A 26,359-nucleotide genomic window follows, 5' to 3' on the forward strand; every position below is an offset into this window, starting at 1 on the left:
TTAGTGGAGGAATATTGGCTCCCCATCCATCAGCGTCAGGGGAGCCAGAAGTATTACACTTCCAGGTAATTCAGGATCCCGTCTGCCGCTTTACGACCTTCGGCAATCGCGGTGACCACCAGATCCGAACCGCGCACGATGTCGCCACCGGCGAAGATTTTCGGGTTGCTGGTCTGGAAAGCGTTGTCGCTACGTTCCGGGGCAATGATGCGGCCCTGTGAATCCAGTTCGACGCTGTGCTCTTTCAACCATTCCATGCTGTGCGGGCGGAAACCAAACGCCAGGACCACGGCATCAGCCGGAACAACGTGCTCGGAGCCAGCGACGATCTCCGCACGGCGACGTCCCTTCGCATCCGGTTCGCCCATTTCAGTGCGCGCCATTTTCACGCCGCACACTTTCCCGTTGGCATTCACTTCCACACCTAACGGCTGGACGTTGAACTGGAACTCGACGCCTTCTTCGCGCGCGTTTTTCACTTCGCGTTTCGAACCCGGCATGTTCTCTTCGTCGCGACGATAGGCGCAAATGACGTCTGCAGCATTCTGGCGAACCGAAGTGCGCACGCAGTCCATCGCGGTATCGCCACCGCCGAGTACGACGACGCGTTTGCCTTCCATGCTGATGTATGGCTCGTTGCTGCTTTCGCCAAAACCCATCAATTGCTTGGTATTAGCAATCAGGAACGGCAGGGCATCAAACACGCCCTCAGCGTCTTCGTTTTCCAGCCCGCCGCGCATCGACTGATAGGTTCCTACGCCAAGGAACACGGCGTCGTAATCCTTCAGCAAATCGTTGAGCTGCACATCACGGCCCACTTCCACGTTGAGTTTGAACTCAATGCCCATGCCGGTGAAGATTTCACGGCGACGGGTCATGACCTCTTTTTCCAGCTTGAAGGCTGGGATACCGAAGGTCAGCAAGCCGCCGATTTCCGGGTGACGGTCAAATACTACCGCTTTCACGCCGTTGCGGGTCAGCACATCGGCACAGGCCAGGCCCGCTGGCCCCGCGCCGATAATCGCCACGCGCTTGTCCGTCTGGCGAACGCCGGTCATATCCGGACGCCAGCCCATCTCGAAGGCTTTATCGTTGATATAGCGCTCGATGTTGCCGATAGTTACCGCGCCAAACTCATCGTTCAGCGTACAGGAACCCTCACACAGACGGTCCTGCGGACACACGCGCCCGCAGACTTCCGGCAGGGTGTTGGTCTGATGTGACAGCTCAGCCGCTTCAAAAATACGTCCCTCATTCGCCAACTTCAGCCAGTTCGGGATGTAGTTATGCACCGGGCACTTCCACTCGCAGTACGGGTTACCGCAGGACAGGCAGCGATCTGCCTGTGCTTTGGCTTGGCCTTCGGAAAACGGCTCGTAAATCTCGATAAACTCGATCTTGCGGATCTTCAGCGGCTTCTTCGGCGGATCAACACGCTGCAGGTCGATAAATTGGTATACGTTCTGACTCATTGCTGCTACCCCTTACTGCGCCTGCACACGCAGCTCTGCTGCGCTACGACTACGGTGACCCAACAGTGCTTTCACATCACTGGATTTTGGTTTTACCAGCGCGAATTTCGCCGAGAATGCTGGCCAGTTCGCCAGGATCTCTTCGCCGTGAGAAGAGCCGGTATGCTGTACGTGCTCGGTAATCAGGCCGCGCAGGTGCTCTTCGTGGATCGCCAGCGAGTCCACGCTCAGCACTTCGACCAGTTCCGGGTTTACGCGTTTGCGGAATTCACCGTCTTCGTCGAGCACGTAGGCGAATCCGCCGGTCATGCCCGCGCCGAAGTTAACGCCGGTTTTGCCGAGAATACAGACGATGCCGCCGGTCATGTATTCACAGCCGTTGTCGCCAATTCCTTCAACCACGGTGATTGCGCCGGAGTTACGCACCGCAAAGCGCTCACCCGCACGACCTGCCGCGAACAGGCGACCACCGGTGGCGCCATACAGGCAGGTGTTACCGATGATGCTCGCCTCATGGCTACGGAAAGCTGAGCCAACCGGAGGACGTACCGCCAGCAGACCGCCCGCCATGCCTTTACCGACATAGTCGTTGGCATCGCCGGTCAGATACAACTCCACGCCGCCCGCGTTCCACACGCCAAAGCTCTGGCCTGCAGTACCGCTGAAGTGCGCTTTGATCGGGTCAGACGCCAGCCCCTGATCGCCATGCGTCTGAGCGATATAGCCCGACAGCGATGCGCCGACGGAACGGTCGGTGTTGCGGATATCGAACCAGAAGGTTTTGCTCTGGCGCTCGTCGACGAACGGCTTCGCCTGCTGTAACAACTGGGCGTTCAGCACGCCATTATCAAACGGCGGGTTGTTCTCGGTGCAATGCAGCGCTTTACCAGGATGCGGTTCGGCTGTTTCCAGCAGACGAGACAGCTCCAGCTTCTGCTGCTTGGCGGTGAAGCCATCCAGCTCTTTGAGCAGGTCGGTGCGACCAATCAGATCCACCAGGCGGGTAACGCCCAGCGAGGCCATCAGCTCGCGCACTTCACGGGCGATAAATTCAAAGTAGTTGGTCACTTTAAACGGCAGGCCGTGATAGTGGTTCTTACGCAGTTTCTCATCCTGAGTTGCAACACCGGTTGCGCAGTTGTTCAGGTGGCAAATACGCAGATATTTACAGCCCAGCGCCACCATCGGGCCGGTACCGAAGCCAAAGCTTTCTGCACCCAGAATTGCCGCTTTAATGATATCGACGCCGGTTTTCAGACCGCCATCGACCTGCAGACGAATCTTGTGACGCAGACCGTTAGCCACCAGCGCCTGCTGGGTTTCCACCAGGCCGAGTTCCCACGGACAGCCCGCATATTTCACGGAGGAGAGCGGGCTTGCGCCAGTGCCGCCATCGTAGCCAGCAATGGTGATCAGATCCGCATAGGCTTTCGCTACGCCAGTGGCGATGGTACCAACGCCTGGTTCGGAAACCAGTTTCACCGAGATCATCGCCTTCGGGTTGACCTGTTTCAGGTCGAAAATCAGCTGCGCTAAATCCTCGATAGAGTAGATATCGTGGTGCGGCGGCGGGGAGATCAGCGTCACGCCCGGTACGGAATAGCGTAGTTTGGCGATGTACGGGGTGACTTTATCACCCGGTAACTGACCACCTTCGCCAGGTTTCGCGCCCTGAGCGACTTTAATCTGAATGACATCGGCATTGACCAGGTATGCCGGGGTTACGCCAAAGCGACCGGAAGCAACCTGCTTAATCCGTGACACTTTATTGGTGCCATAGCGCGCCGGGTCTTCGCCGCCTTCACCGGAGTTCGAATTGCCGCCGATGCTGTTCATGGCTTCGGCCAGCGCTTCGTGTGCTTCCGGGCTTAATGCGCCGATAGACATGGCGGCGGTATCAAAGCGTTTAAACAGTTCGGTCGCGGGTTCTACTTCGCTAATGCTTACGGCTTCATCGCCAGGCGTAATCGCCAGCAGATCGCGCAGCGTAGCCGCCGGACGCTCATTAACCAGCTTGGCGTATTCCTGATAGTCGCTGTACTCGCCGCTTTGTACCGCCTGCTGCAGAGTGCGTACCACGTCCGGGTTGTAGGCGTGGTATTCGCCGCCGTGGACGTACTTCAGCAAACCGCCCTGGCTGATAGGTTTACGCGCCAGCCATGCATGTTTGGAGAGGTTCAGCAGATCCTGCTGGAAGTCGGTAAATCCTGCGCCGCTGATGCGGCTAACCACGCCCTGGAAGCACAACGCAACCACATCATCGTGCAGACCGACGGCTTCAAACAGCTTCGAGCAGCGGTAAGAGGCAATGGTCGAGATGCCCATTTTGGACATGATTTTGTACAGACCTTTGTTGATGCCGTTACGGTAGTTCAGCATCACGGTCCGGTAATCTTTGGCAATCGCCTGAGTGTCGATCAGACGTCCCAATGTTTCATACGCGAGATACGGATAAATGGCCGTCGCGCCAAAGCCGAGCAGGACGGCAAAATGGTGCGGATCGCGGGCACTGGCGGTTTCAACGATGATGTTGGCGTCGCAGCGCAGGCTTTGTTCTACCAGACGCGTTTGCACTGCGCCCACGGCCATCGGCGCCGGAACCGGCAGACGATTTTTAGCGATGTTGCGGTCAGAGAGTACCAGCAGCACCGTGCCGTTGCGCACCATCTGTTCCGCCTTATCGCACAATGCTTTGACGGTCTCTTCGAGCGTAGTTTCGGTCGCGTCAAAGGTGATATCCAGACGGTCAGCGCGATAATGCTCCTCTTTCATGGTGGTGAGCTGGGTGAAATCGGAGTACAGCAGGATCGGCGATTTAAAGCTCAGGCGGTGTGCCTGACCTTCAGCTTCGCAGAAGACGTTCATCTCACGACCGATGCTGGTGGCCAGCGACATGACGTGCGCTTCACGCAGCGGGTCGATCGGCGGGTTAGTCACCTGCGCGAACTGCTGGCGGAAGTAGTCATAAATGATGCGCGGCTGGCTGGAGAGTACGGCAAACGGGGTATCGTCACCCATTGAACCGACCGCTTCCTGGCCATTTTCGCCGAGCACGCGGATCACGGAATCCAGCTCTTCAGCGCTGTAGTTAAACTGTTTCTGATAGCTGGCGAGGGTGTCATCGTCCAGTTCACGGCTGCCGACCTGATCGTCAGCCAGGTCTTCGAACGGCACCAGACGGCGGACGTTTTTCTCCATCCACTCTTTGTATGGGTGACGGCTTTTCAGGTCATCATCGGTTTCGGCGGAGTGGAGAATGCGCCCGCTGCGAGTATCGATAACCATCAGCTCGCCAGGGCCGACGCGGCCTTTCTCTACCACTTCATCCGGCTGATAATCCCAGATCCCGACTTCAGAGGCGCAGGTAATCAGCTTGTCTTTGGTGATGACGTAGCGTGCCGGACGCAAGCCGTTACGGTCAAGGTTACAGGCGGCAAAGCGGCCGTCGGACATGACGATGCCCGCCGGGCCGTCCCACGGTTCCATGTGCATGGAGTTAAAGTCAAAGAACGCGCGCAGCTCCGGATCCATATCCGGGTTGTTCTGCCATGCCGGTGGAACCAGTAAGCGCATGGCACGGATGATGTCCATCCCGCCTGCCAGTAGCAGTTCCAGCATGTTATCCATCGAACTGGAGTCTGAGCCGGTTTCGTTAACAAACGGCGCGGCGTCGTGCAGATCCGGGATCAACGGGGTCTGGAACTTATAGGTACGGGCGCGCGCCCATTGGCGGTTGCCGGTGATGGTGTTGATTTCACCGTTGTGCGCCAGATAGCGGAACGGCTGCGCCAGCGGCCAGCGCGGTACGGTGTTGGTGGAGAAGCGCTGGTGGAACAGGCAGATGGCCGATTCCAGACGCAGGTCTGCCAGGTCCAGGTAGAAGCGCGGCAGATCCGCCGGCATACACAGACCTTTATAGATATTGACCAGGTTCGACAAGCTACAGACGTAGAAATCTTTGTCTTGCAGGAGGCGTTTTTCGATACGACGACGCGCGATGAACAGGCGACGCTCCATATCACGCGGACGCCAGCCCGCAGGGGCGTTAACAAAAATTTGCTCGATACGAGGCAGGGAGGAGAGCGCAATTTCACCGAGAACACCTTCGTTGGTCGGCACGTCGCGCCAGCCGACAATCGACAGGGTCTCCTGCTGTAATTCTTCTTCAACAATGCGACGAGAAGCCGCAGCCAGTTCAGGGTCTTTATTTAAAAAGATCATGCCGACGGCGTAGTTTTTGGCTAAACGCCAGCCGCGCTCTTGCGCCACGATGCGGAAAAAGCGGTCAGGTTTTTGTAACAGCAGGCCGCAACCATCGCCGGTTTTTCCATCGGCAAGAATTGCGCCACGGTGCTGCATACGGGCCAGTGCGTGTATGGCGGTACGCACTACCTTGTGGCTAGGTTCGCCTTCTATGTGGGCGATCAGGCCGAAACCACAGTTATCCCTCTCAAGGGATTTATCGTACAACATATCAGTGAACCTCCCCAGGCTCTGAGGGATTCCCATCTGGACCGTTGCGCACGGGCACACCAAGAGCATGGCGACGGGGTTTGCGTGTCATACGCTTACCTCGCATTCGCCCTCTTTATCCTTTTCGCACAGGTCAAACAAGTTTGAGGACTTGCTTCAGAGGGAATCTCAATTACTGCATAAATATGATGAGCAGACTGCTCATCCAGAAAGCTTCCAGCGGATTTCCAAGTTATCGGGAATCCACACACAGGTCAAATGGCAATCTTATTTATGCAAAAATGTGCTATAGGGCAATTAACTTTATGAAAATGTTGAAATAAAAGGATTTTTTACATTGATTTAACCTAAGAGGAATCCCCCTGGAAGTGTGATCTGTCTCACTGTCAGAAAGGCTGGATATCCCTCGTCCTCCCTTTATTTATCGAGATGACTGGCATTTTATGCTGGTTTTTAGAGTTCAGGCGTCTTAAAGATACTGTTTTTACGCTCAGAGTATAAGAAGATAAAAAAAACCGCTGAATATAAGGAAAAGTAATTAGATTTTGAGTGAATGAAATTTCAATTATTTTGATTTGTTATGCAATAAATAAAGGCTCGCCAGGGCGATTGATCCAGGTCATCGCCGACTGGGGCAAAAAATGGCAGGCTTTGGCCTCTTTTCAAGGCGCGGTCTACCAGATTATGCAGTTACAGAAATTAGTCAATATGTTTGGTGGGGATCTTTCTCGCCGTTATGGGCAAAAGGTTCATAAACTCACGCTGCACGGCGGCTTTAGCTGTCCAAATCGTGATGGCACCATCGGACGTGGCGGATGTACTTTCTGTAATGTCGCCTCGTTTGCCGATGAAACTCAGCAGCATCATTCCATTGCCGAGCAACTTGAGCATCAGGCGCAGTTGGTCAATCGCGCCAGACGCTATCTGGCCTATTTCCAGGCCTATACCAGCACCTTTGCTGAAGTACAGGTGCTGCGTTCGATGTACCAACAGGCGGTTAGTCAGGCCAGCATCGTCGGGTTATGCGTTGGCACGCGCCCCGACTGCGTGCCGGATGCGGTACTCGATCTGCTTTGCGAGTATAAAGACCTGGGCTATGAGGTATGGCTGGAACTTGGTCTGCAAACCGCGCATGACAAAACCCTGCACCGTATTAACCGCGGTCATGATTTTGCCTGCTACCAGAACACCACGCGACTGGCGCGTGAACGCGGGCTGAAAGTGTGTTCACACCTGATTGTCGGCCTGCCTGGTGAAGGGCAAGCGGAATGCCTGCAAACCATGGAGCGTGTGGTGGAGACGGGTGTTGACGGTATTAAGCTGCATCCGCTGCATATTGTGAAAGGCAGTACGATGGCGAAAGCCTGGGAAGCCGGGCGGCTGAACGGAATTGAACTGGACGATTATACGGTTACCGCCGGAGAGATGATCCGCCATACGCCGCCAGAGGTGATTTATCATCGCATTTCTGCCAGCGCGCGTCGCCCAACGCTGCTGGCACCGCTATGGTGTGAAAACCGCTGGACCGGGATGGTTGAACTGGATAAGTACCTTAATGAGCACGGCGTGCAAGGCTCGGCGCTGGGTACGCCGTGGGTGCAGCCGGGGATCTAACCCTCCGTAGTCATGTAGGCCTGAAAGCTGCGCGCCATCAGGTGGCCCGGCGCACATTGCCGGATGGCGGCTATGCCTTATCCGGCCTACCGCCTACCCAGTCATTTCACCGATAACCCCCGCATTTCTTGCACAATCTTCAACGTCACGCTGAGAATTGAGTATTATTGTGCCAAGTTGTCGTGAAGGAACCCTCTATGAAGCAAATTCGTATGCTGGCGCAATACTATGTCGACCTGATGATGAAGTTAGGTCTGGTGCGCTTTTCGCTGCTGTTGGCGCTAGCTTTGGTTGTGTTGGCAATTGTGGTGCAGATGGCTGTCACCATGGTGCTGCATGGCCAGGTAGAAAGCATTGATGTCATCCGTTCTATCTTTTTTGGCCTGTTAATTACCCCCTGGGCCGTCTACTTCCTTTCTGTGGTGGTGGAGCAACTGGAAGAGTCCCGGCAACGCTTGTCACGACTGGTACAAAAGCTGGAAGAGATGCGCGAGCGCGATCTCAAGCTCAATGTGCAGTTGAAAGATAATATTGCCCAGCTCAACCAGGAAATTGTCGAGCGCGAAAAAGCCGAAGCGGAGCGCCAGGAAACGTTCGAACAACTGAAGGTTGAAATCAAAGAGCGCGAAGAAGCGCAGATCCAGCTCGAGCAACAATCTTCATTTTTACGTTCTTTCCTTGATGCTTCACCGGATCTGGTTTTTTATCGCAATGAAGATAAAGAATTTTCCGGCTGTAACCGTGCTATGGAGCTGCTGACCGGTAAGAGCGAAAAGCAACTGGTGAATCTAAAGCCGGCTGATGTGTATTCGCCAGAGGCGGCTGAAAAGGTGATTGAAACCGACGAGAAGGTATTCCGTCATAACGTCTCGCTCACCTATGAACAGTGGCTGGACTACCCGGATGGGCGCAAAGCCTGCTTTGAAATTCGTAAAGTGCCTTACTATGACCGCGTAGGTAAGCGACATGGCCTGATGGGCTTTGGGCGCGATATTACCGAGCGGAAGCGTTATCAGGACGCGCTTGAGCGCGCCAGCCGTGATAAGACCACTTTCATTTCCACCATCAGCCACGAGCTGCGCACTCCGCTTAACGGCATTGTCGGCTTAAGCCGGATCCTGTTGGATACAGATTTAACCGCTGAGCAGGAAAAATATCTCAAAACTATCCATGTTTCCGCCGTGACGCTGGGGAATATTTTCAACGATATTATTGACATGGATAAGATGGAGCGGCGTAAAGTCCAGCTCGATAACCAGCCTGTTGATTTCACCAGTTTTATGGCGGATCTGGAAAACCTCTCCGGCTTGCAGGCGCAACAAAAAGGATTGCGCTTTGTGCTTGAGCCGACGCTACCGCTGCCACATAAGGTCATCACCGACGGAACGCGTTTGCGCCAGATTCTGTGGAATCTGATCAGCAACGCCGTGAAGTTTACTCAGCAGGGGCAGGTGACCGTACGGGCGCGCTATGACGAGGGAGACATACTGCATTTTGAGGTGGAGGATTCCGGGATCGGTATTCCACAGGATGAGCAGGATAAAATTTTCGCCATGTACTATCAGGTGAAGGACAGCCATGGTGGTAAACCGGCAACGGGAACCGGGATTGGACTGGCCGTCTCGAAGCGTCTGGCGAAAAACATGGGCGGTGATATTACGGTTTCCAGCCAGGCCGGAAAAGGCTCCATCTTTACGCTAACCGTGCATGCTCCTGCCGTGGCAGAAGAAATTGAAGATGCTTTTGAAGACGATGAAATGCCGTTACCAGCCCTGAATGTGCTGCTGGTGGAAGACATTGAACTGAACGTTATTGTTGCGCGTTCGGTGCTGGAAAAGCTGGGCAACAGCGTGGATGTCGCCATGACCGGGAAAGCCGCGCTGGACATGTTCAAACCGGGTGAATATGACCTGGTGCTGCTGGATATTCAGCTACCGGATATGACCGGTCTGGATATCTCACGCGAACTGACGCAAAAATACGCCCGTGAAGATCTGCCGCCGCTGGTGGCTCTCACCGCCAACGTACTGAAAGATAAAAAAGAATATCTGGATGCAGGAATGGACGACGTGCTGAGTAAGCCGCTGTCAGTTCCGGCGTTAACCGCCATGATCAAAAAATACTGGGATACCCGAAACGAAGAGGAGAGCACTGTGACGTCTGAAGAAAGCAGTAAATCGCAAGCGCTGTTAGATATTCCCATGTTGGAACAATACCTCGAACTGGTCGGGCCGAAGTTGATCACCGACGGTCTGGCGGTGTTTGAGAAAATGATGCCAGGATATTTGAGCGTGCTGGAGTCTAATCTGACTGCCCGTGATAAAAAAGGCGTGGTTGAGGAAGGCCATAAAATTAAAGGTGCAGCCGGATCTGTCGGTCTGCGCCACCTGCAACAGTTGGGTCAGCAAATTCAATCACCCGACCTTCCTGCTTGGGAAGATAACGTGGCTGAATGGATTGAAGAGATGAAGCAGGAGTGGCAGCACGACGTGGCGGTGTTAAGAGCCTGGGTTGCGAGCGTGGAAAAAAAATGACCCCGGCTTGACCGGGGTGCGCGAATACTGCGCCAACACCAGGGAAATCGTGGCTGCGCCGTAAATTATTATCATTGTTTACAAGGGCGCAGCCCTAATTTTCAGGCCGCACGCAGTTAAGATAGCAAATCTTAAATAATTTGTTACATGAATCAGTTAAATGTGTGAAGCGTGGCATTCTAATCAGAATTATTAATATGCTTCAGTCAGTTGCGAAAGGAGTATCACGATGAAAAAAGTTGGCGTAGTGCTCAGCGGATGTGGCGTGTATGACGGTGCAGAAATTCACGAAGCCGTACTCACGCTGCTGGCTATTGCCCGCAATGGCGCTCAAGCTATCTGCTTTGCCCCAGATAAACAGCAGGCGGATGTGATTAATCATCTGACGGGCGAGCCGATGCCGGAAACGCGCAATGTCCTGATTGAAGCTGCGCGTATTACGCGTGGTGATATTCGCCCCCTGGCCCAGGCGGTCGCAACGGAGCTGGATGCGCTAATTGTGCCTGGCGGGTTTGGCGCAGCAAAAAATCTGAGCAATTTTGCCAGCCAGGGCAGTGAGTGTCGGATTGATAGCGACTTAGCTGCTCTGGCGAAGGCGCTGCATCAGGCCGGTAAACCTCTTGGATTCATGTGTATTGCTCCTGCTATGTTACCTAAGATTTTTGACTTCCCGCTGCGTCTGACCATTGGCACTGACATCGATACAGCGGAAGTACTGGAAGAGATGGGCGCTGAACATGTGCCTTGCCCGGTCGATGACATTGTGGTTGATGAAGATAATAAAGTTGTCACCACGCCTGCTTACATGCTGGCGCAGGATATCGCTCAGGCGGCGAGTGGGATCGACAAACTGGTCTCGCGTGTTCTGGTACTGGCTGAATGAGAAAAGGGGCTACCGCCTTTCTGCGACGTCTGTTTCTGCGGGCGGTTATTGTCCTCGCCGTGTTTTGGGGCGGGGGTATAGCGCTCTTCAGCGTGATGCCCGTTCCTTTCTCAGCGGTGATGGTTGAACGGCAGCTTGGTGCCTGGATACAGGGTAATTTCGGCTATGTGGCGCATTCTGACTGGGTCAGTATGGATGAGATATCACCGTGGATGGGGCTGGCGGTCATTGCTGCTGAGGACCAGAAATTTCCCGATCACTGGGGATTTGATGTCTCAGCGATAGAGAAAGCGCTGGCGCATAACGAACGTAATGAAAACCGTATTCGGGGCGCTTCGACGTTATCGCAACAAACGGCAAAAAACCTCTTTTTGTGGGATGGGCGTAGCTGGGTGCGCAAAGGGCTCGAGGCCGGGTTAACGCTGGGGATAGAAACCGTCTGGAGCAAGAAACGAATCCTGACGGTTTATTTGAATATTGCGGAGTTTGGCGATGGAGTATTCGGTGTAGAGGCTGCATCACAGCGCTATTTCCGTAAACCCGCCAGCCGTCTTAGCCCGTCTGAAGCGGCATTGCTGGCGGCGGTGCTGCCCAATCCGTTACGTTTTAAGGCGAGTGCGCCTTCCGGCTATGTACGCAGTCGTCAGGCGTGGATCATGCGCCAAATGCGCCAGCTGGGCGGTGAGTCGTTTATGCGTGAAAATAAGCTGTATTAGTCGATGCTGCCCTAATCTTCATCAAACCCCGAATTAAACAGCGCAATCACGGCTGCCAGAGCCTCAACCTCCTGCGGACCTGTGGCTTCAACTTCTATCTGGCGTCCTTTGGCGGAATCCAGCATCAGCAGAGCGATAACACTGTTTGCCTCGGCTTCCGTCCCTTCATCATTACGCAGCAGAACTTCTGCTTCAAAACCCTGCATTAGCTCAAACAGTTTCATTGCCGGCCGGGCATGCATGCCCAGCTTATTCGTGATTTCAACAGTTTGCTTCACGGTCATGATTTGCGTTTTTCCAACGTACGATGGCGTGACTGCACGTTTTTACCGCGTGAGCGGAAGTAGTCTGCCAGTTGCTCTGCAATATACACCGAACGGTGTTTCCCGCCGGTACAGCCGATGGCTACAGTGAGGTAGCTGCGGTTGTTGGTCTCCAGCATGGGTAACCATAGCTCAAGATAGCTGCGAGTCTGGTAGATAAAATTGTGTACTTCTGTGTGTCTGTCGAGGAAGGCCGCGACGGGCCTGTCCAGACCGGTCATCGGACGTAGCTTTGGATCCCAGTGCGGGTTAGGCAGGAAACGGACATCAAAGACGTAATCCGCATCAATAGGGATTCCGTGTTTAAAGCCAAAGGACTCAAATACCATCGTTAATTCACGTTCACGTTTGCCCAGCAGTCGGGTACGTAACATTTCCGCCAGCTCGTGCACAGACATTTCAGAGGTGTCTACGATCAGGTCAGCGCGTGAACGCAACGGCTCCAGTAAATCGCTTTCTTTATCGATAGCGCTTTCCAGAGACAAGTTCTTGCTGGACAGCGGGTGTAAACGGCGCGTATCGCTGTAGCGGCGAATTAGCGTGTTACGGTCGGCATCAAGGAACAGCAGTTGCGGTGAGAAGCCTTCAGGCAGGTTACTCATGGCCTGCTCAAAAATCTCCGGGGATTCGGGCATGTTGCGCACATCAATGCTGACAGCCGCAGATATCTGGCGATCGGCGAGGGTTCGAGCCAGTTCGGGCAACAACACGACGGGAAGGTTATCCACGCAGTAAAAACCCATATCTTCCAGCGCACGCAGGGCGACAGACTTACCTGACCCTGAACGACCGCTGACGATCATCAGTACCATGTACTGTTTCTCCTCACAACGACAGAAAAGGATGCCATTGGGTTGTTATGCTTCATCCTGTCCACCTTCGGTGTCAGTGATGATTTGATACAACTCCTGGTCACTCTGTGCGGCGCGCAGGCGACGACAGATGGTTTTATCTGCCAGGCGTTTGGCAACCAGTGACAATGTATGCAAATGCGTCTTGGTTTGGTCCGCCGGGACCAGCAGGGCGAAAAGCAGATCGACGGGTTGATTATCAATGGCATCGAACGCGATTGGCGTTTCAAGTTGAACAAATACACCAACCGCACGCAGGGTGTCTTCTTCCAGCTTTCCATGCGGAATGGCAATACCATTGCCAATACCGGTACTGCCCATTTTTTCGCGCGTCAGAATGGCTTCAAATACCACCTGAGGAGGCAAGCTGAGTTGTTTGGCCGCCAGTTCACTGATGATTTCCAGTGCGCGTTTCTTGCTTTGGCAGTGAACGGCCGCGCGCGTACATTCCTGGTTAAGAACATTGCTCAGTTGTAGAGTCGTATCGTTATTTGTCATAATTTCACCTAAGCGCTAACTGTACAAATGGCCCGTTGTGCTGCACAACAGGCCGTCCTGCACCCGCTAACTGCCCGGACAAGTTAGTGCTGTTTCAGTTTATCTTTATGTTTTGTTAACTGCCGAGCCAGTTTATCAATTAAACCGTCAATGGCGGCGTACATATCCTGACCTTCCGCGCTGGCATGAATTTCGCCACCGTTCACATGCAGTGTTGCATCCGAGATGTGTGTGACCTTCTCCACTTTCAACACAATATAGACCTGATTAATCCGGTCGAAATATTGCTCAAGCTTGGCAAACTTTGTGGTGACAAAGTCGCGCAGGGCCTCAGTGATTTCGACGTTATTTCCAGTGATGTTGAGCTGCATAGTGTCTTCCTTATCGGTTGGGTCAAACCAGCTGTTTGCGCTGGTTAGACGGCGGAATGGATAAAGACTCTCGGTACTTCGCAACGGTGCGGCGTGCCACCATGATACCTTGTTCTGACAGCATAGAGGTTAACTTGCTGTCACTCAGCGGTTTCGCGGGGTTTTCCGCAGCAATTAATTTCTTCACCAATGCGCGGATAGCTGTAGAAGAGGCTTCGCCTCCACCTTCAGTGTTAACGTGACTGGAGAAGAAATACTTCAATTCAAAAATGCCGCGCGGACTGTGCAGATACTTTTGCGTGGTCACTCGGGAAATGGTCGATTCATGCATCTCGACGGCCTGGGCGATATCGGCCAGAACCATCGGTTTCATATACTCTTCGCCTTGCTCAAAGAAGGCTTGCTGTTGCTCAACGATACAGCGGCTAACGCGCAATAGCGTGTCATTGCGGCTTTCCAGACTTTTAATCAGCCATTTTGCATCCTGCAGGTTGCTACGAATGAACTGGCTGTCAGCATCATTGCGCGCGTTATTGCACAGGGCGGCGTAGTGTTGGTTGATCTGTAAACGCGGAATGCTGTCACTGTTGAGTTCGACTACCCAGCGATCGTTATGCTTACGCACCAGCACATCCGGGATGACGTACTCTGGTTCACCGGTCTGGATAGATTGTCCAGGTCTTGGGTCAAGCGACTGGATAAGATTGACGGCTTCTTTCAGCACATCTTCTTTCAGTCGGGTTACGCGCATCAGGGTGCGGAAGTCGTGGTTGGCGAGCAGATCAAGGTGATCGCTGATGATCAGGCGTGCTTCTTCCAGCCACGGCGTGACTTTATCAAACTGTGAAAGTTGGATCAGTAAGCAGTCGCGGAGATCTTTGGCTGCTACGCCCACGGGATCAAAACGCTGAACGCGTTTAAGCACGGCTTCGATTTCATCGATACCGATGTCGTCATCGCCCATGCTGTCGAGAATGTCGTCCAGCGTGACGGTGAGATAGCCCGTTTCGTCGACTGCATCCACAATTGACGTGGCAATAGCACGATCGGTATCTGAGAATGGGGTCAGTTCCACCTGCCACATCAGGTAATCTTGCAGCGATTGCGTGGTTTCACCCTGATACACAGGCAGTTCGTCGTCAATGTAATCCCCGCTGGTGCCAGACGGCGTCCCTGCGGTGTAAATCTCATCCCAACTGGCATCCAGCGGCAGCTCTTCTGGCATCTCTTTTTGTTCGAGTGCGTCAGCCGTATCGAGGGATTCGCTATCCTGCTTTTCCTGGGTATCAATTTCGTCGTGAAGATCGGTTTGCTCGAGCAGTGGGTTACTTTCCAGCGCTTGCTGAAGTTCTTGCTGAAGTTCCAGCGTGGACAACTGCAACAGACGGATAGCCTGTTGTAGCTGAGGCGTCATCGCCAGTTGTTGGCTAAGCCTGAGTTGCAAACCTTGCTTCATGTTCAGAGTTGTTGTCTCCTGCGGTGACGTGAAGTCTACTACCCTATCAGAGTCTGAAGTCTTCCCCAAGGTATACGCGTTTAACGTGCTCGTCCTGCAGGATTTCTGTCGGCGTACCGTGTGCAATCAGGTGTCCCTGGCTCACAATGTAGGCGCGCTCACAAACAGCCAGCGTTTCGCGCACGTTATGGTCGGTAATCAGCACGCCAAGCCCGCTGTCGCGCAGGTGTTCAATAATACGTTTGATATCAATGACGGAAATTGGGTCAACACCGGCAAAGGGTTCATCCAACAGGATAAATTTAGGATTAGCGGCCAGTGCGCGGGCGATCTCCACACGGCGGCGTTCCCCACCGGAGAGTGCCTGTCCAAGGCTGTCACGCAGATGTTCGATATGGAATTCTTCCATCAGCTCATTGGCGCGATCTTCACGCTGCTCGCTGGAAAGATCGTCACGAATTTGCAGTACCGCCATCAGGTTATCAAATACGCTCAGGCGACGAAAAATAGAGGCTTCCTGCGGTAAGTAGCCGATACCGCGACGGGCACGCGCATGCAGGGGTAACAGACTGATATCTTCGTCATCAATGATAATGTTGCCCGCATCGCGCGGGACAATGCCGACAACCATGTAAAAGGTTGTTGTTTTGCCCGCACCGTTAGGGCCGAGCAGACCGACGATCTCCCCGGAGTTGACGGTCAGGCTGACATCTTCCACCACACGACGGCCTTTGTAGGCTTTTGCAAGATTCTTTGCAGTTAATGTTGCCATAACGAATCAGTTACCTTTTTTCTCTGCCGGAGCCTTGGTCTTGTTTTTGTCCTGCAATTGCGACGGAACCAGAACGGTGGTGACGCGTTTGCCTTTCTCACTGAAGGCCTGCATTTTCTGTTCTTTTACCAGATAGGTGATCTTATCGCCCGTGATGTTGCTATCGAGTTGTTCCAGATAAGCCTTACCGGTAAGGACGACGAAATCTTTTGCCAGCTCATAGTGCATCTGTGAGGCGCGGCCTTTAACCGGTTTACCATTGTCCTGCATCTGGTAAAAGGTCGCCGGATTGCCATAACCGTCAATCACTTCTTTACCGTCTTCACCGCCCGGACGCGTGACGACGACCTTATCGGCATTAATTTTGATCGTGCCCTGAGTCACGATGACATTGCCGGTAAACGTCACCACGTTGCCCTGCATATCCAGAGACTGCTGGTCCGATTCAATGTGGATCGGCTGCTCGGTATCGCCAGTGACGGCGAATGCCGGAATGCTGGCGGCCAGAAGTGAGCTGGCAAGCACAAGATTAAGGCTGAGTTTGTTTGTTTTGGATTTCATATGAGGTTCTAACCTTTTCAATCAGCTCGGCGTTCTTGCTGCGTAAGTTGCCGCGCATCTTCAGTCCGCTGGAGTTAAATGTTGTTCCATACAACGTGACCAGATCATCGGAAGTGACATCTTGCGTCACAAGGTTGATCTGCGCGTTATCGGTAGTAATTCTGCGTAGTTGAGAGTCAGGCACCAGCGCGTTAACCTCAACATGGCCATACAGGTACAGCATCCGATCGTTGGTCAATTTGGCTTTATCGGCCTTGATTGACCAGGTCGGTACTTTGTCCTTATCAAACGTGGTTAACACCGGTTGAGTGAACCACGAAACTGCTTGATCTGAATAATATTCAACGTGTTGCGCGATCAAATGATAGCTCAGCGCGCCCTCAGGGCTGTACACGACGGTGTCGGTATGCTCGCTCTTATAGGTTGGCTCGTTGTTATTAACGACAACCTGAGCGGTGTCGTCTTTGTCTGCCAGGTTAATACCAATCATCACAAGGACAGCCAGCGACAGTAGAATGATAACCCAACGTCTGGTTTTGCTCATATCGATTGCCCTTTGGCCTCATCCAGTTTGCCCTGCGCCAGCAGTAATAAGTCGCAGACTTCGCGCACTGCGCCGCGTCCCCCGTCGATACGGGTGACGTAATCGGCCCGCGGGATCAGCAACGGATGAGCATCCGCTACCGCTACGCTTAATCCCACTTTTGCCATCACCGGCCAGTCGATCAGATCATCGCCAACATACGCCACATTCTCAGGCGCGATCGCCAGTTTGCTAAGCAGATCGCCAAAGGCAACCAGTTTGTCCGACTGCCCCTGATACAGATGTGTGATCCCTAATGTGGCACAGCGATCTTCTACAAGTTTAGCCTTTCGTCCGGTAATAATGGCAACCTCAATGCCGGAAGTGAGCGCGCAGCGAATTCCGTAGCCATCGCGGACGTTAAACGCCTTCAGCTCTTCACCGTTGTTGCCCATATAAATCAGACCATCAGACAGTACGCCATCCACATCAAGGATCAGCAGACGGATGTTTTCTGCCCTGGTGATGACGTCAGTGCTGACGGGTCCATAACAGGTCGCAAGCGACGCACCTGCTTTACTCATTTTCGTTATCCTTGAGTTTCTTACACTACACCTGCACGCAGCAGATCATGCATATGTAACACACCCAGTAACTGGTCGCCATCAGCAACCATTACCGAGGTGATATGGCGGGACTGCATTAAGTTCAGGGCATCAACGGCAAGAATCCCTGGACGCACGCGAATGCCCCCAGGGGTCATCACATCCGCAATACCTAACTGGCGTACATCAACGCCCATATCGAAGACACGACGTAAATCGCCATCCGTAAAGATGCCGTCAATCTTCATCGCGTCATCGCAAATGACGGTCATGCCGAGGTTTTTCCGCGTGATCTCCAGTAAGGCGTCACGCAGGCTGGCGCTTTTGGTCACATGCGGGATTTCGTCTCCCGTATGCATAATATCGTTAACGCGCAGTAAAAGCTTACGCCCCAATGCGCCACCAGGATGAGATAACGCAAAATCTTCTGCGGTGAAGCCGCGTGCTTTTAGTAACGCAACGGCAAGCGCATCGCCCATCACCAGCGTTGCGGTCGTGCTGCTGGTCGGTGCCAGACCTAATGGGCAGGCTTCTTTGGGCACTTTAACACACAGATGGACATCTGCTGCACGCGCCATACTGCTTTCCGGACGACCCGTCATGCAGATAAGGGGGACATGCAGGCGTTTTAACACCGGAATTAACGCTGCAATCTCATTAGATTCACCGGAGTTAGAAATGGCAATCACGACGTCCTGCGGTGACACCATACCCAGATCGCCATGTGCGGCTTCGCCAGGATGCACAAAAAATGAGGGCGTGCCGGTACTGGCAAACGTAGCGGCCATTTTGCGCCCGATATGCCCTGATTTTCCCATTCCCATCACCACGACTTTGCCCGGGCAACTGAAAATCTTTTCACAGGCGAGGGTAAAGTTCTGGTTGATGTACTGATCAAGCTCCGCCAGGCCTTCACGTTCAATTGTCAGGACTTCCTTGCCTGCTTGCTGAAAGTCAAAACCCGGTTGCAACTCTAAGTGCGACATAATGCGTTTCCAGTTATCCAACGAGAAGTGGCGATAACCAATACAGCATCGCCAGCCATATGATAAAACCGCTGGTCAGAAGCGCCCCTGCGCCACGACCAATCTGGCGCGGACGTCGCCAGCAGAGTAATGCAAAAATAACGCTCACCAGCAGCATGACGCTGTAGTCCCGGACGAAGGCCATCGGGTTGACCTCGCCCGGTGTAATCAGTGCAGGTAACCCAAGAACGATAACAATATTAAAAATGTTAGCGCCGATGATGTTACCGACGGCAATATCGCTTTCACCTTTACGCAAACCTGCAATGGCGGTTGCCAGTTCTGGCAGGCTGGTACCAATGGCGACGACCGTCAAACCGATAGTAAGCTCGCTCATGGCAAAGTAATTTGCCAGTACAGTGGCGTTATCAACCACCATACGCGTTGCCATTGGCATAATGATCAGCGCTATCCCCAGCCATAAAAATGCGACAGGCAATCCGCCTTCGCGAGGCAGTTCCGCAACTTGCTCCCGAGTCAGGCTGTCATTGCCCTGGCGTTCTGCCAGACGGGCGATTTTAACAATGAATAGCAGCCATAGCACGGCCAGAAGCAGAAGAAAGAGGCCATCACTGCGGCTTAACTGCCCGTCATACAGAACGGACGCGGCCAAAATGCTTACCAGCAACATTAACGGTAATTCACGACGCAGAACATCGGAATGCACGGTAAAAGGATGAATGAGTGCTGACAGGCCTAAAATAAGAAGAATATTGGTGATGTTGGAGCCGATGGCGGTACCGACGGCTAAATCGAGCTGCCCATTCATTGATGCCGCAACAGAGACAATAATCTCAGGTAGGGATGTGCCGATGCTGACGACCGTCATTCCAATAATGATGGGGGGGATACCGAAGGTGCGGCATAAAATAGATGCAGCAAATACCAGACGGTCGGCACCGTAGACCACCAGAAGTAAACCAATTATTAACAGTGCCGTCGCTAAAAGCATCTAAAGTCCTTTCTTCAGGTATACTCGCCGGTCCACTTGAAGGATCTTCTGGAAGCCGTAACGAATTCTTAATTTTGACTTTATGCGGCTAAAAAGTAAAACAAATGCCAGCTTTCGCTAACCAGGACAGGCAATAATCTGTAAATATGTCGAGTTCAGGGCTAAATTGAGCGCCAACTCTTCGATCAACGAGGCAATAGTAAAGGATGAATCAATGGGTCAGTCTGTGGCGAATCTAGTCGATATGCGCGATGTCAGCTTTTCCCGAGGTGACCGCTGCATCTTTGATAATATTTCCCTGACGGTGCCGCGCGGTAAGGTGACGGCGATCATGGGGCCATCAGGCATCGGCAAAACGACGCTGTTACGTCTGATTGGCGGGCAGATCCCGCCAGATAAGGGCGAAATCCTGTTTGACGGCGAAAACGTCCCAGCCATGTCTCGTTCACGTTTGTACACCGTGCGTAAGCGCATGAGTATGCTGTTTCAGTCCGGGGCGCTGTTTACCGACATGAACGTGTTTGACAACGTCGCTTATCCACTGCGTGAGCATACGACGCTGCCCAAGGCGTTGCTCAAGAGCACGGTGATGATGAAGCTGGAAGCTGTCGGCCTGCGTGGTGCGGCAAAACTCATGCCTTCTGAATTATCCGGGGGGATGGCGCGACGTGCGGCATTAGCACGCGCCATTGCGCTGGAGCCAGATCTCATTATGTTTGATGAACCGTTCGTCGGTCAGGATCCTATCACCATGGGTGTGCTGGTGAAGCTGATTTCAGAACTGAACAACGCGCTGGGCGTCACCTGCGTGGTGGTCTCTCATGATGTGCCAGAGGTACTGAGTATTGCGGATTACGCCTATATTATGGCGGACAAAAAGATAGTGGCCTACGGTAGTGCTCAGGCACTACAAGAAAATGCCGATCCGCGCGTGCGTCAGTTCCTCGATGGTATTGCCGATGGGCCGGTTCCGTTCCGCTACCCAGCGGGCGACTACCACACCGATTTACTCAAAACAGGGAGTTAAGCCACCCATGTTGTTAAATGCGCTGGCATCACTCGGACATCGGGGAATAAAAACCCTCAGGACGTTCGGGCGAGCCGGATTAATGTTGTTCAATGCGGTAGTCGGCAAGCCGGAGTTTCGCAAACATGCGCCGCTGCTGATCCGCCAGCTCTATAATGTCGGTGTCCTGTCGATGCTGATCATTATCGTTTCTGGCGTGTTCATCGGGATGGTGCTGGGATTGCAGGGATACCTGGTCCTGACAACCTACAGCGCAGAAACCAGTCTCGGTATGCTGGTGGCGCTGTCCTTGCTGCGAGAACTGGGGCCGGTTGTTGCGGCGCTGCTGTTCGCCGGGCGAGCCGGATCGGCGTTAACCGCGGAAATCGGCCTGATGCGGGCAACCGAACAGCTTTCCAGCCTGGAAATGATGGCGGTTGATCCTCTGCGTCGAGTGGTCTCTCCGCGTTTTTGGGCGGGTGTCATTTCATTGCCGCTGCTGACGATTATTTTTGTCGCCGTGGGGATCTGGGGTGGTTCACTGGTTGGCGTAAGCTGGAAAGGTATTGATGCCGGCTTTTTCTGGTCGGCTATGCAAAATGCCGTCGACTGGCGTCTGGATCTGGTCAACTGTTTGATTAAGAGCGTGGTGTTCGCCATTACGGTCACCTGGATTGCATTGTTCAATGGTTATGATGCGATTCCGACCTCCGCCGGAATTAGCCGGGCTACGACACGCACCGTTGTGCACGCCTCTCTTGCCGTTCTGGGGCTGGATTTTGTGCTGACCGCACTGATGTTTGGGAATTGAGTTCATGCAAACGAAAAAAAATGAAATTTGGGTTGGGGTATTCCTGCTGGTTGCGCTGCTGGCGGCGCTATTTGTCTGCCTGAAAGCGGCTAATGTGACCTCCATGCGTACTGAACCAACCTACACGGTTTATGCGACCTTTGATAATATCGGCGGCCTGAGAGAGCGCTCTCCCGTGCGGATTGGTGGGGTTGTTGTGGGGCGAGTTTCGGATATCTCGTTAGATCCCAAAACTTACCTGCCACGCGTAACGCTGGACATCGAATCGCGCTTTAACCATATCCCGGACACCAGCTCGCTGAGCATCCGCACCTCTGGTCTGCTGGGTGAGCAGTATCTGGCATTAAACGTGGGTTTTGAAGATCCTGAGCTGGGAACGTCTATCCTCAAAGATGGCAGTACGATTCAGGACACGAAATCTGCGATGGTGCTGGAAGATATGATTGGTCAATTCCTCTACAACAGCAACAGTAAAGGTGATGACAATAAGAATTCTGGCGATGCGCCAGCCGCAACTGAAGGCAATAATGAAGCCACTACGCCTGCGGGCGCAACGAAATAATCTCAGGAGAATCGACGTATGTTTAAACGATTGATGATGGTGGCTATGCTGGTCATTGCCCCACTTAGCGTGGCAACCGCAGCGGACCAGACTAACCCGTATAAACTGATGAATGAGGCGGCGCAGAGAACTTTCGATCGTCTGAAAAACGAGCAACCTAAAATTCGTTCCAACCCGGACTATCTGCGTCAGGTTGTCGATCAGGAACTGCTGCCTTATGTGCAGGTTAAATATGCTGGCGCGCTGGTACTGGGTCGTTACTACAAAGATGCCACTCCCGCTCAGCGTGACGCCTATTTCGCCGCATTCCGTGAATATCTGAAGCAGGCTTACGGTCAGGCGCTGGCGATGTACCACGGTCAGACCTATCAGATCGCGCCGGAACAGCCGCTGGGTGATGCGACGATTGTGCCTATCCGCGTAACCATCATCGATCCAAACGGACGTCCGCCGGTGCGTCTGGATTTCCAGTGGCGTAAAAATTCTCAGACCGGTAACTGGCAGGCGTATGACATGATCGCCGAAGGCGTAAGTATGATCACCACTAAGCAAAATGAGTGGAGCGACCTGCTGCGCACGAAAGGTATTGATGGCCTGACCGCGCAGCTGAAATCTATCTCTCAGCAGAAAATCACCCTGGAAGAGAAGAAATAATGACGCAGTCACTCACCTGGACGCGTGAAGGTGACAAGCTGACGCTCGCGGGAGAGCTGGATCAGGACGTGTTAAATCCGTTATGGGATGCACGTATTGAGGCGATGAAAGGGGTCACCTGCATCGATCTGAGCCAGGTTTCCCGGGTTGATACCGGTGGTCTGGCATTGCTGTTGCATCTGGTTGACCAGGGCAAGCAACAGGGGAATCGCGTTTCGCTTACCGGTGTTAACGATAAGGTTTACACCCTGGCACAGCTTTACAATTTGCCTGACGACGTCCTTCCGCGTTAATTTTTGTAGGCCGGATAAGGCCTTGTGCCGCCATCCGGCAAAACCCCTGAAGGGGATCTGCCGCCAAAGCCTTGTCTGATTTATCAGCGAGGCTTTTTGCTTATTTATGACAGCGCCACTTTGCTCTAAGATGTTGGGCTGTTTTCACTATCTGACGAATGAAGAGCCCATGGAAAATAATGAAATTCAGAGCGTGCTGATGAACGCACTCTCCCTCCAGGAAGTCCACGTTTCTGGTGACGGCAGTCACTTTCAGGTTATTGCCGTGGGTGAGATGTTTGACGGCATGAGCCGGGTAAAGAAGCAGCAATCGGTCTATGGCCCATTGATGGAGTATATTGCGGATAACCGCATTCATGCTGTGTCGATTAAAGCGTTTACCCCAGCGGAATGGGCGCGCGATCGCAAACTTAACGGTTTTTGAGCTACGGGTGATATGCCGGTAGCGAAGATGAATTCTTAACAGAGAACAGAATAATGGATAAATTCCGTGTTCAGGGGCCAACCAAGCTCCAGGGCGAAGTCACAATTTCAGGCGCTAAAAATGCCGCACTGCCGATCCTGTTTGCGGCGCTGCTGGCTGAAGAACCTGTAGAAATTCAAAACGTCCCAAAACTGAAGGACGTAGATACCTCCATGAAACTGCTGAGCCAGTTGGGGGCGAAAGTAGAGCGTAATGGGTCTGTGCACATTGATGCGCGTGACGTTAACGTCTTCTGTGCACCGTACGATCTGGTGAAAACCATGCGTGCGTCTATCTGGGCATTGGGGCCACTGGTCGCTCGCTTTGGTCAGGGTCAGGTTTCTCTGCCGGGCGGCTGTACTATCGGCGCGCGCCCGGTTGACCTGCACATTACCGGTCTGGAGCAGTTAGGTGCCACCATCAAGCTGGAAGAAGGCTATGTGAAGGCGTCCGTTGATGGCCGCCTGAAAGGCGCGCACATCGTGATGGACAAAGTAAGCGTCGGTGCGACGGTCACTATCATGTGCGCGGCAACGCTTGCCGAAGGCACGACCATCATCGAAAACGCCGCACGTGAGCCGGAAATTGTGGATACCGCGAATTTCCTGATTGCGCTGGGTGCGAAGATCACAGGGCAGGGTACCGACCGTATCACCATTGAAGGCGTTGAACGCCTCGGCGGCGGGGTGTATCGCGTTCTGCCTGATCGTATTGAAACCGGGACGTTCCTGGTGGCGGCGGCGATTTCTCGCGGCAAAATTATCTGCCGTAATGCGCAACCAGACACACTGGATGCTGTTCTGGCGAAGCTGCGTGATGCCGGTGCGGATATCGAAGTCGGTGAAGACTGGATTAGCCTCGACATGCACGGCAAACGCCCTAAAGCGGTTAATGTGCGCACTGCGCCACATCCGGCTTTCCCGACCGACATGCAGGCCCAGTTCACGCTGTTGAACCTGGTGGCCGAAGGGACAGGCTTCATTACGGAAACCGTGTTTGAGAACCGCTTTATGCACGTGCCTGAACTGAGCCGTATGGGGGCTCACGCGGAAATCGAAAGCAATACTGTGATTTGTCACGGCGTTGAAACGCTCTCCGGTGCACAGGTAATGGCGACCGATCTGCGCGCGTCAGCAAGTTTGGTGTTAGCGGGATGTATCGCTGAAGGCACAACGGTTGTTGACCGCATTTATCACATCGATCGCGGCTATGAGCGCATCGAGGATAAATTGCGTGCGCTGGGCGCAAACATAGAGCGCATTAAAGGCGAGTAATCGCCTACGCGTGTTGTAACCCCCAGGATCGTTGATCCGGGGGTTGCTGTTTCACCACTACTCAAGACGCTTTTTTTCTTTCCGTACTCTCATCATCCGCGTTCTGTCGATGAATTCATGCGTCCTGGTGTCATGGTAGCGTGACGGCCAAATTACCCACGGGTCTGTTCCCAGTGCTCTCGCGATAATCAATTCACCTTTCGGCCATGGCCGGGTTAACGCATTTGCCAGCGTTGATGAACTCAAGCCATTCTTACGTGACTCAGCGGCCATTGACGTGCCTTTCTTACGTAGCCCCGCGATGATGTCAGCCGGATGCCAGTCAATGAATTTGCTTTCCATAGTTCCACATCTCCTTTGGTTAACCAGTTACGGTTTCACAATCAGCCTGTGGAGTTACTATACGCCTCGAGAACGAATGTTCTAAAATGTTCTCGTAAAGTGCTTACATATTCAGAATATGTCAAGGTCATACATGTTGTTTGATTGTTTTTGTGATTTTTTGAGAGCTTATAAGAACATCCCGTGTGCTGCACGGGATGCTGGGAAGCGAGACGAGGGAAATTAACGGTCGCGCTGTACGGCGATATGCGCCAGGCCAATCAGGGCTTCTTTCCACGGAGTATCTGGAAGTACCTGAAGCGCCGCGATGGCTTTATCGGCTTCTTCTTCTGCACGTTGACGGGTCCATTCCAGTGATCCGCAAGCGTTCATTGCTTCCAGAACCGGCTCCAGAAGGTGGCGACCATTACCTTGCTCAATCGCCTGGCGAATCATTTGCGCCTGCTCAGGAGTGCCGTGACGCATCGCATGCAGTAGCGGTAGCGTAGGTTTACCTTCGTTGAGGTCATCCCCGACGTTTTTACCCAACTGCTCGCCATCTGCGCTGTAATCCAGTAAATCGTCGATAAGCTGGAAAGCGGTGCCAAGGTAACGGCCATAATCCTGCAGGCCTTTCTCTTGCTCATCGCTACAACCTGCAAGGATACCTGAACATTGGGCCGCGGCTTCAAACAGACGAGCCGTCTTGCTGTAGATAACACGCATATAGTTTTCTTCGGTGATATCCGGGTCATTGACGTTCATTAACTGCAGGACTTCGCCTTCAGCAATAACGTTGACCGCTTTAGACATCACTTCCAGCACTTTCAGCGAACCGAGGCTGGTCATCATCTGAAAGGCGCGGGTATAGATAAAATCGCCGACCAGAACGCTGGCCGCATTACCAAAGGCTGCATTCGCCGTGGCTTTCCCACGGCGCATATCGGATTCATCCACTACATCGTCATGAAGCAGGGTCGCGGTGTGGATAAACTCGATTAAGGCAGCGATCGTGACGTGGGCATTTTCCTGATAACCAACAGCGCGCGCCGCGAGTACAGCGATCATTGGACGAATGCGTTTTCCGCCGCCGCTCACGATGTAGTACCCCAATTGATTGATCAACTGGACGTCGGAATTGAGCTGTTCAAGGATTGTCGCATTGACCCCCGCCATATCTTGCGCGGTTAACTCATTGATTTTTTCTAAATTCATCGCAAAAGCCGGGCTTCTCGCCCCGATTACCTCACTATTTGAGAAGGTAACGTCGGGTTTAGGGTTAGAAATATATGCTGATTGTACTGAAAAAACGCCGCAGATAAACGTTACGGTACACGTTGTGTTTT

Annotated in this window: 26 protein-coding genes; 11 read left to right on the plus strand and 15 right to left on the minus strand. The window is 53.2% G+C overall.

The window, feature by feature from the left end; all coding sequences use genetic code 11:
• Positions 1 to 53 precede the first annotated feature (53 nt).
• Together G8S19_RS02385 and gltB are read right to left on the minus strand one after the other, a co-directional pair.
• The gene (locus G8S19_RS02385; RefSeq protein WP_253686018.1) at positions 54 to 1,472 is read right to left on the minus strand and encodes a glutamate synthase small subunit; all 1,419 of its coding nucleotides are present in this window, start codon (positions 1,470 to 1,472) and stop codon (positions 54 to 56) included.
• Between the two features lie 12 nt (positions 1,473 to 1,484).
• A complete protein-coding gene (gltB, locus tag G8S19_RS02390; RefSeq protein WP_016151061.1) occupies positions 1,485 to 5,945 on the minus strand; it encodes a glutamate synthase large subunit in 4,461 nt (1,486 codons plus the stop codon).
• Between the two features lie 684 nt (positions 5,946 to 6,629).
• Between gltB and G8S19_RS02395 the strand changes: the two genes are divergently transcribed.
• From G8S19_RS02395 to mtgA, 4 genes are all read left to right on the plus strand, one after another.
• The gene (locus G8S19_RS02395) at positions 6,630 to 7,559 is read left to right on the plus strand and encodes a TIGR01212 family radical SAM protein (protein WP_003839924.1); all 930 of its coding nucleotides are present in this window, start codon (positions 6,630 to 6,632) and stop codon (positions 7,557 to 7,559) included.
• Between the two features lie 197 nt (positions 7,560 to 7,756).
• Complete coding sequence (gene arcB / locus G8S19_RS02400; protein WP_048213431.1) at positions 7,757 to 10,093, plus strand: aerobic respiration two-component sensor histidine kinase ArcB; 2,337 nt, start codon at positions 7,757 to 7,759, stop codon at positions 10,091 to 10,093.
• Positions 10,094 to 10,322: 229 nt separating this feature from the next.
• Positions 10,323 to 10,976, plus strand: coding sequence for an isoprenoid biosynthesis glyoxalase ElbB (elbB, locus tag G8S19_RS02405; RefSeq protein ID WP_048213430.1), 654 nt, complete (start codon positions 10,323 to 10,325; stop codon positions 10,974 to 10,976).
• Positions 10,973 to 11,692 carry a monofunctional biosynthetic peptidoglycan transglycosylase gene (mtgA, locus tag G8S19_RS02410; RefSeq protein WP_101741916.1) on the plus strand — a complete coding sequence of 240 codons (720 nt, stop codon included), beginning with the start codon at positions 10,973 to 10,975 and terminating at the stop codon, positions 11,690 to 11,692. Before elbB ends, mtgA begins: the two co-directional genes overlap by 4 nt.
• An 11-nt stretch (positions 11,693 to 11,703) precedes the next feature.
• Here the strand turns inward: mtgA and npr are convergent, their stop codons facing one another.
• The 11 genes from npr to G8S19_RS02465 all read right to left on the minus strand — a co-directional run bounded on the left by npr (position 11,704) and on the right by G8S19_RS02465 (position 19,629).
• Positions 11,704 to 11,976 carry a PTS phosphocarrier protein NPr gene (npr, locus tag G8S19_RS02415; protein ID WP_003828770.1) on the minus strand — a complete coding sequence of 91 codons (273 nt, stop codon included), beginning with the start codon at positions 11,974 to 11,976 and terminating at the stop codon, positions 11,704 to 11,706.
• Entirely contained in the window at positions 11,973 to 12,827 is an 855-nt protein-coding gene (gene rapZ, locus G8S19_RS02420) for an RNase adapter RapZ (RefSeq protein WP_048213428.1), read from the minus strand. Before rapZ ends, npr begins: the two co-directional genes overlap by 4 nt.
• A gap of 45 nt (positions 12,828 to 12,872) precedes the next feature.
• Positions 12,873 to 13,364 carry a PTS IIA-like nitrogen regulatory protein PtsN gene (gene ptsN / locus G8S19_RS02425; protein WP_048213427.1) on the minus strand — a complete coding sequence of 164 codons (492 nt, stop codon included), beginning with the start codon at positions 13,362 to 13,364 and terminating at the stop codon, positions 12,873 to 12,875.
• 83 nt (positions 13,365 to 13,447) lie between these two features.
• Positions 13,448 to 13,735, minus strand: coding sequence for a ribosome hibernation promoting factor (gene hpf, locus G8S19_RS02430; protein WP_005121327.1), 288 nt, complete (start codon positions 13,733 to 13,735; stop codon positions 13,448 to 13,450).
• A 22-nt stretch (positions 13,736 to 13,757) separates the two neighbouring features.
• On the minus strand, positions 13,758 to 15,191 hold the full coding sequence (gene rpoN, locus G8S19_RS02435; RefSeq protein WP_048213426.1) for an RNA polymerase factor sigma-54: 1,434 nt from the start codon (positions 15,189 to 15,191) through the stop codon (positions 13,758 to 13,760).
• Between the two features lie 46 nt (positions 15,192 to 15,237).
• Positions 15,238 to 15,963 carry an LPS export ABC transporter ATP-binding protein gene (lptB, locus tag G8S19_RS02440; RefSeq protein ID WP_048213425.1) on the minus strand — a complete coding sequence of 242 codons (726 nt, stop codon included), beginning with the start codon at positions 15,961 to 15,963 and terminating at the stop codon, positions 15,238 to 15,240.
• Between the two features lie 6 nt (positions 15,964 to 15,969).
• Positions 15,970 to 16,524 (minus strand): lipopolysaccharide ABC transporter substrate-binding protein LptA, encoded by a 555-nt coding sequence (lptA, locus tag G8S19_RS02445; RefSeq protein ID WP_048213424.1) that lies wholly within the window; start codon positions 16,522 to 16,524, stop codon positions 15,970 to 15,972.
• Positions 16,493 to 17,068 (minus strand): LPS export ABC transporter periplasmic protein LptC, encoded by a 576-nt coding sequence (gene lptC, locus G8S19_RS02450; RefSeq protein ID WP_048213423.1) that lies wholly within the window; start codon positions 17,066 to 17,068, stop codon positions 16,493 to 16,495. The genes lptA and lptC overlap by 32 nt, the downstream gene beginning before the upstream one ends.
• Positions 17,065 to 17,631 (minus strand): 3-deoxy-manno-octulosonate-8-phosphatase KdsC, encoded by a 567-nt coding sequence (gene kdsC, locus G8S19_RS02455; RefSeq protein ID WP_005121322.1) that lies wholly within the window; start codon positions 17,629 to 17,631, stop codon positions 17,065 to 17,067. The genes lptC and kdsC overlap by 4 nt, the downstream gene beginning before the upstream one ends.
• Before the next feature lie 20 nt (positions 17,632 to 17,651).
• The gene (gene kdsD / locus G8S19_RS02460) at positions 17,652 to 18,638 is read right to left on the minus strand and encodes an arabinose-5-phosphate isomerase KdsD (RefSeq protein WP_048213422.1); all 987 of its coding nucleotides are present in this window, start codon (positions 18,636 to 18,638) and stop codon (positions 17,652 to 17,654) included.
• A 13-nt stretch (positions 18,639 to 18,651) separates the two neighbouring features.
• Positions 18,652 to 19,629, minus strand: coding sequence for a calcium/sodium antiporter (locus G8S19_RS02465; protein ID WP_048213421.1), 978 nt, complete (start codon positions 19,627 to 19,629; stop codon positions 18,652 to 18,654).
• 214 nt (positions 19,630 to 19,843) lie between these two features.
• On the opposite strand from G8S19_RS02465, the gene mlaF reads away from it, so the two are divergent.
• From mlaF to murA, 7 genes are all read left to right on the plus strand, one after another.
• The gene (mlaF, locus tag G8S19_RS02470) at positions 19,844 to 20,656 is read left to right on the plus strand and encodes a phospholipid ABC transporter ATP-binding protein MlaF (RefSeq protein WP_048213420.1); all 813 of its coding nucleotides are present in this window, start codon (positions 19,844 to 19,846) and stop codon (positions 20,654 to 20,656) included.
• A 7-nt stretch (positions 20,657 to 20,663) separates the two neighbouring features.
• A complete protein-coding gene (gene mlaE / locus G8S19_RS02475) occupies positions 20,664 to 21,446 on the plus strand; it encodes a lipid asymmetry maintenance ABC transporter permease subunit MlaE (protein WP_048213419.1) in 783 nt (260 codons plus the stop codon).
• A 4-nt stretch (positions 21,447 to 21,450) separates the two neighbouring features.
• Positions 21,451 to 22,008 carry an outer membrane lipid asymmetry maintenance protein MlaD gene (gene mlaD, locus G8S19_RS02480; protein ID WP_048213507.1) on the plus strand — a complete coding sequence of 186 codons (558 nt, stop codon included), beginning with the start codon at positions 21,451 to 21,453 and terminating at the stop codon, positions 22,006 to 22,008.
• Between the two features lie 18 nt (positions 22,009 to 22,026).
• Positions 22,027 to 22,662 (plus strand): phospholipid-binding protein MlaC, encoded by a 636-nt coding sequence (gene mlaC, locus G8S19_RS02485; RefSeq protein WP_253686020.1) that lies wholly within the window; start codon positions 22,027 to 22,029, stop codon positions 22,660 to 22,662.
• The gene (gene mlaB / locus G8S19_RS02490; protein ID WP_101741914.1) at positions 22,662 to 22,955 is read left to right on the plus strand and encodes a lipid asymmetry maintenance protein MlaB; all 294 of its coding nucleotides are present in this window, start codon (positions 22,662 to 22,664) and stop codon (positions 22,953 to 22,955) included. The genes mlaC and mlaB overlap by 1 nt, the downstream gene beginning before the upstream one ends.
• Before the next feature lie 169 nt (positions 22,956 to 23,124).
• Positions 23,125 to 23,379 (plus strand): BolA family iron metabolism protein IbaG, encoded by a 255-nt coding sequence (gene ibaG / locus G8S19_RS02495; RefSeq protein WP_005121314.1) that lies wholly within the window; start codon positions 23,125 to 23,127, stop codon positions 23,377 to 23,379.
• 53 nt (positions 23,380 to 23,432) lie between these two features.
• A complete protein-coding gene (gene murA / locus G8S19_RS02500; protein WP_048213416.1) occupies positions 23,433 to 24,692 on the plus strand; it encodes a UDP-N-acetylglucosamine 1-carboxyvinyltransferase in 1,260 nt (419 codons plus the stop codon).
• 57 nt (positions 24,693 to 24,749) lie between these two features.
• Here murA and sfsB read toward each other — a convergent pair whose 3' ends face one another.
• Positions 24,750 to 25,034, minus strand: coding sequence for a DNA-binding transcriptional regulator SfsB (gene sfsB / locus G8S19_RS02505; protein WP_048213415.1), 285 nt, complete (start codon positions 25,032 to 25,034; stop codon positions 24,750 to 24,752).
• A 222-nt stretch (positions 25,035 to 25,256) separates the two neighbouring features.
• Complete coding sequence (ispB, locus tag G8S19_RS02510) at positions 25,257 to 26,228, minus strand: octaprenyl diphosphate synthase (RefSeq protein ID WP_048213414.1); 972 nt, start codon at positions 26,226 to 26,228, stop codon at positions 25,257 to 25,259.
• Between the last annotated feature and the right edge of the window lie 131 nt (positions 26,229 to 26,359).

Source organism: Citrobacter sp. SX206 (assembly GCF_024181025.1).
GTDB classification, from domain to species: domain Bacteria; phylum Pseudomonadota; class Gammaproteobacteria; order Enterobacterales; family Enterobacteriaceae; genus Citrobacter; species Citrobacter youngae.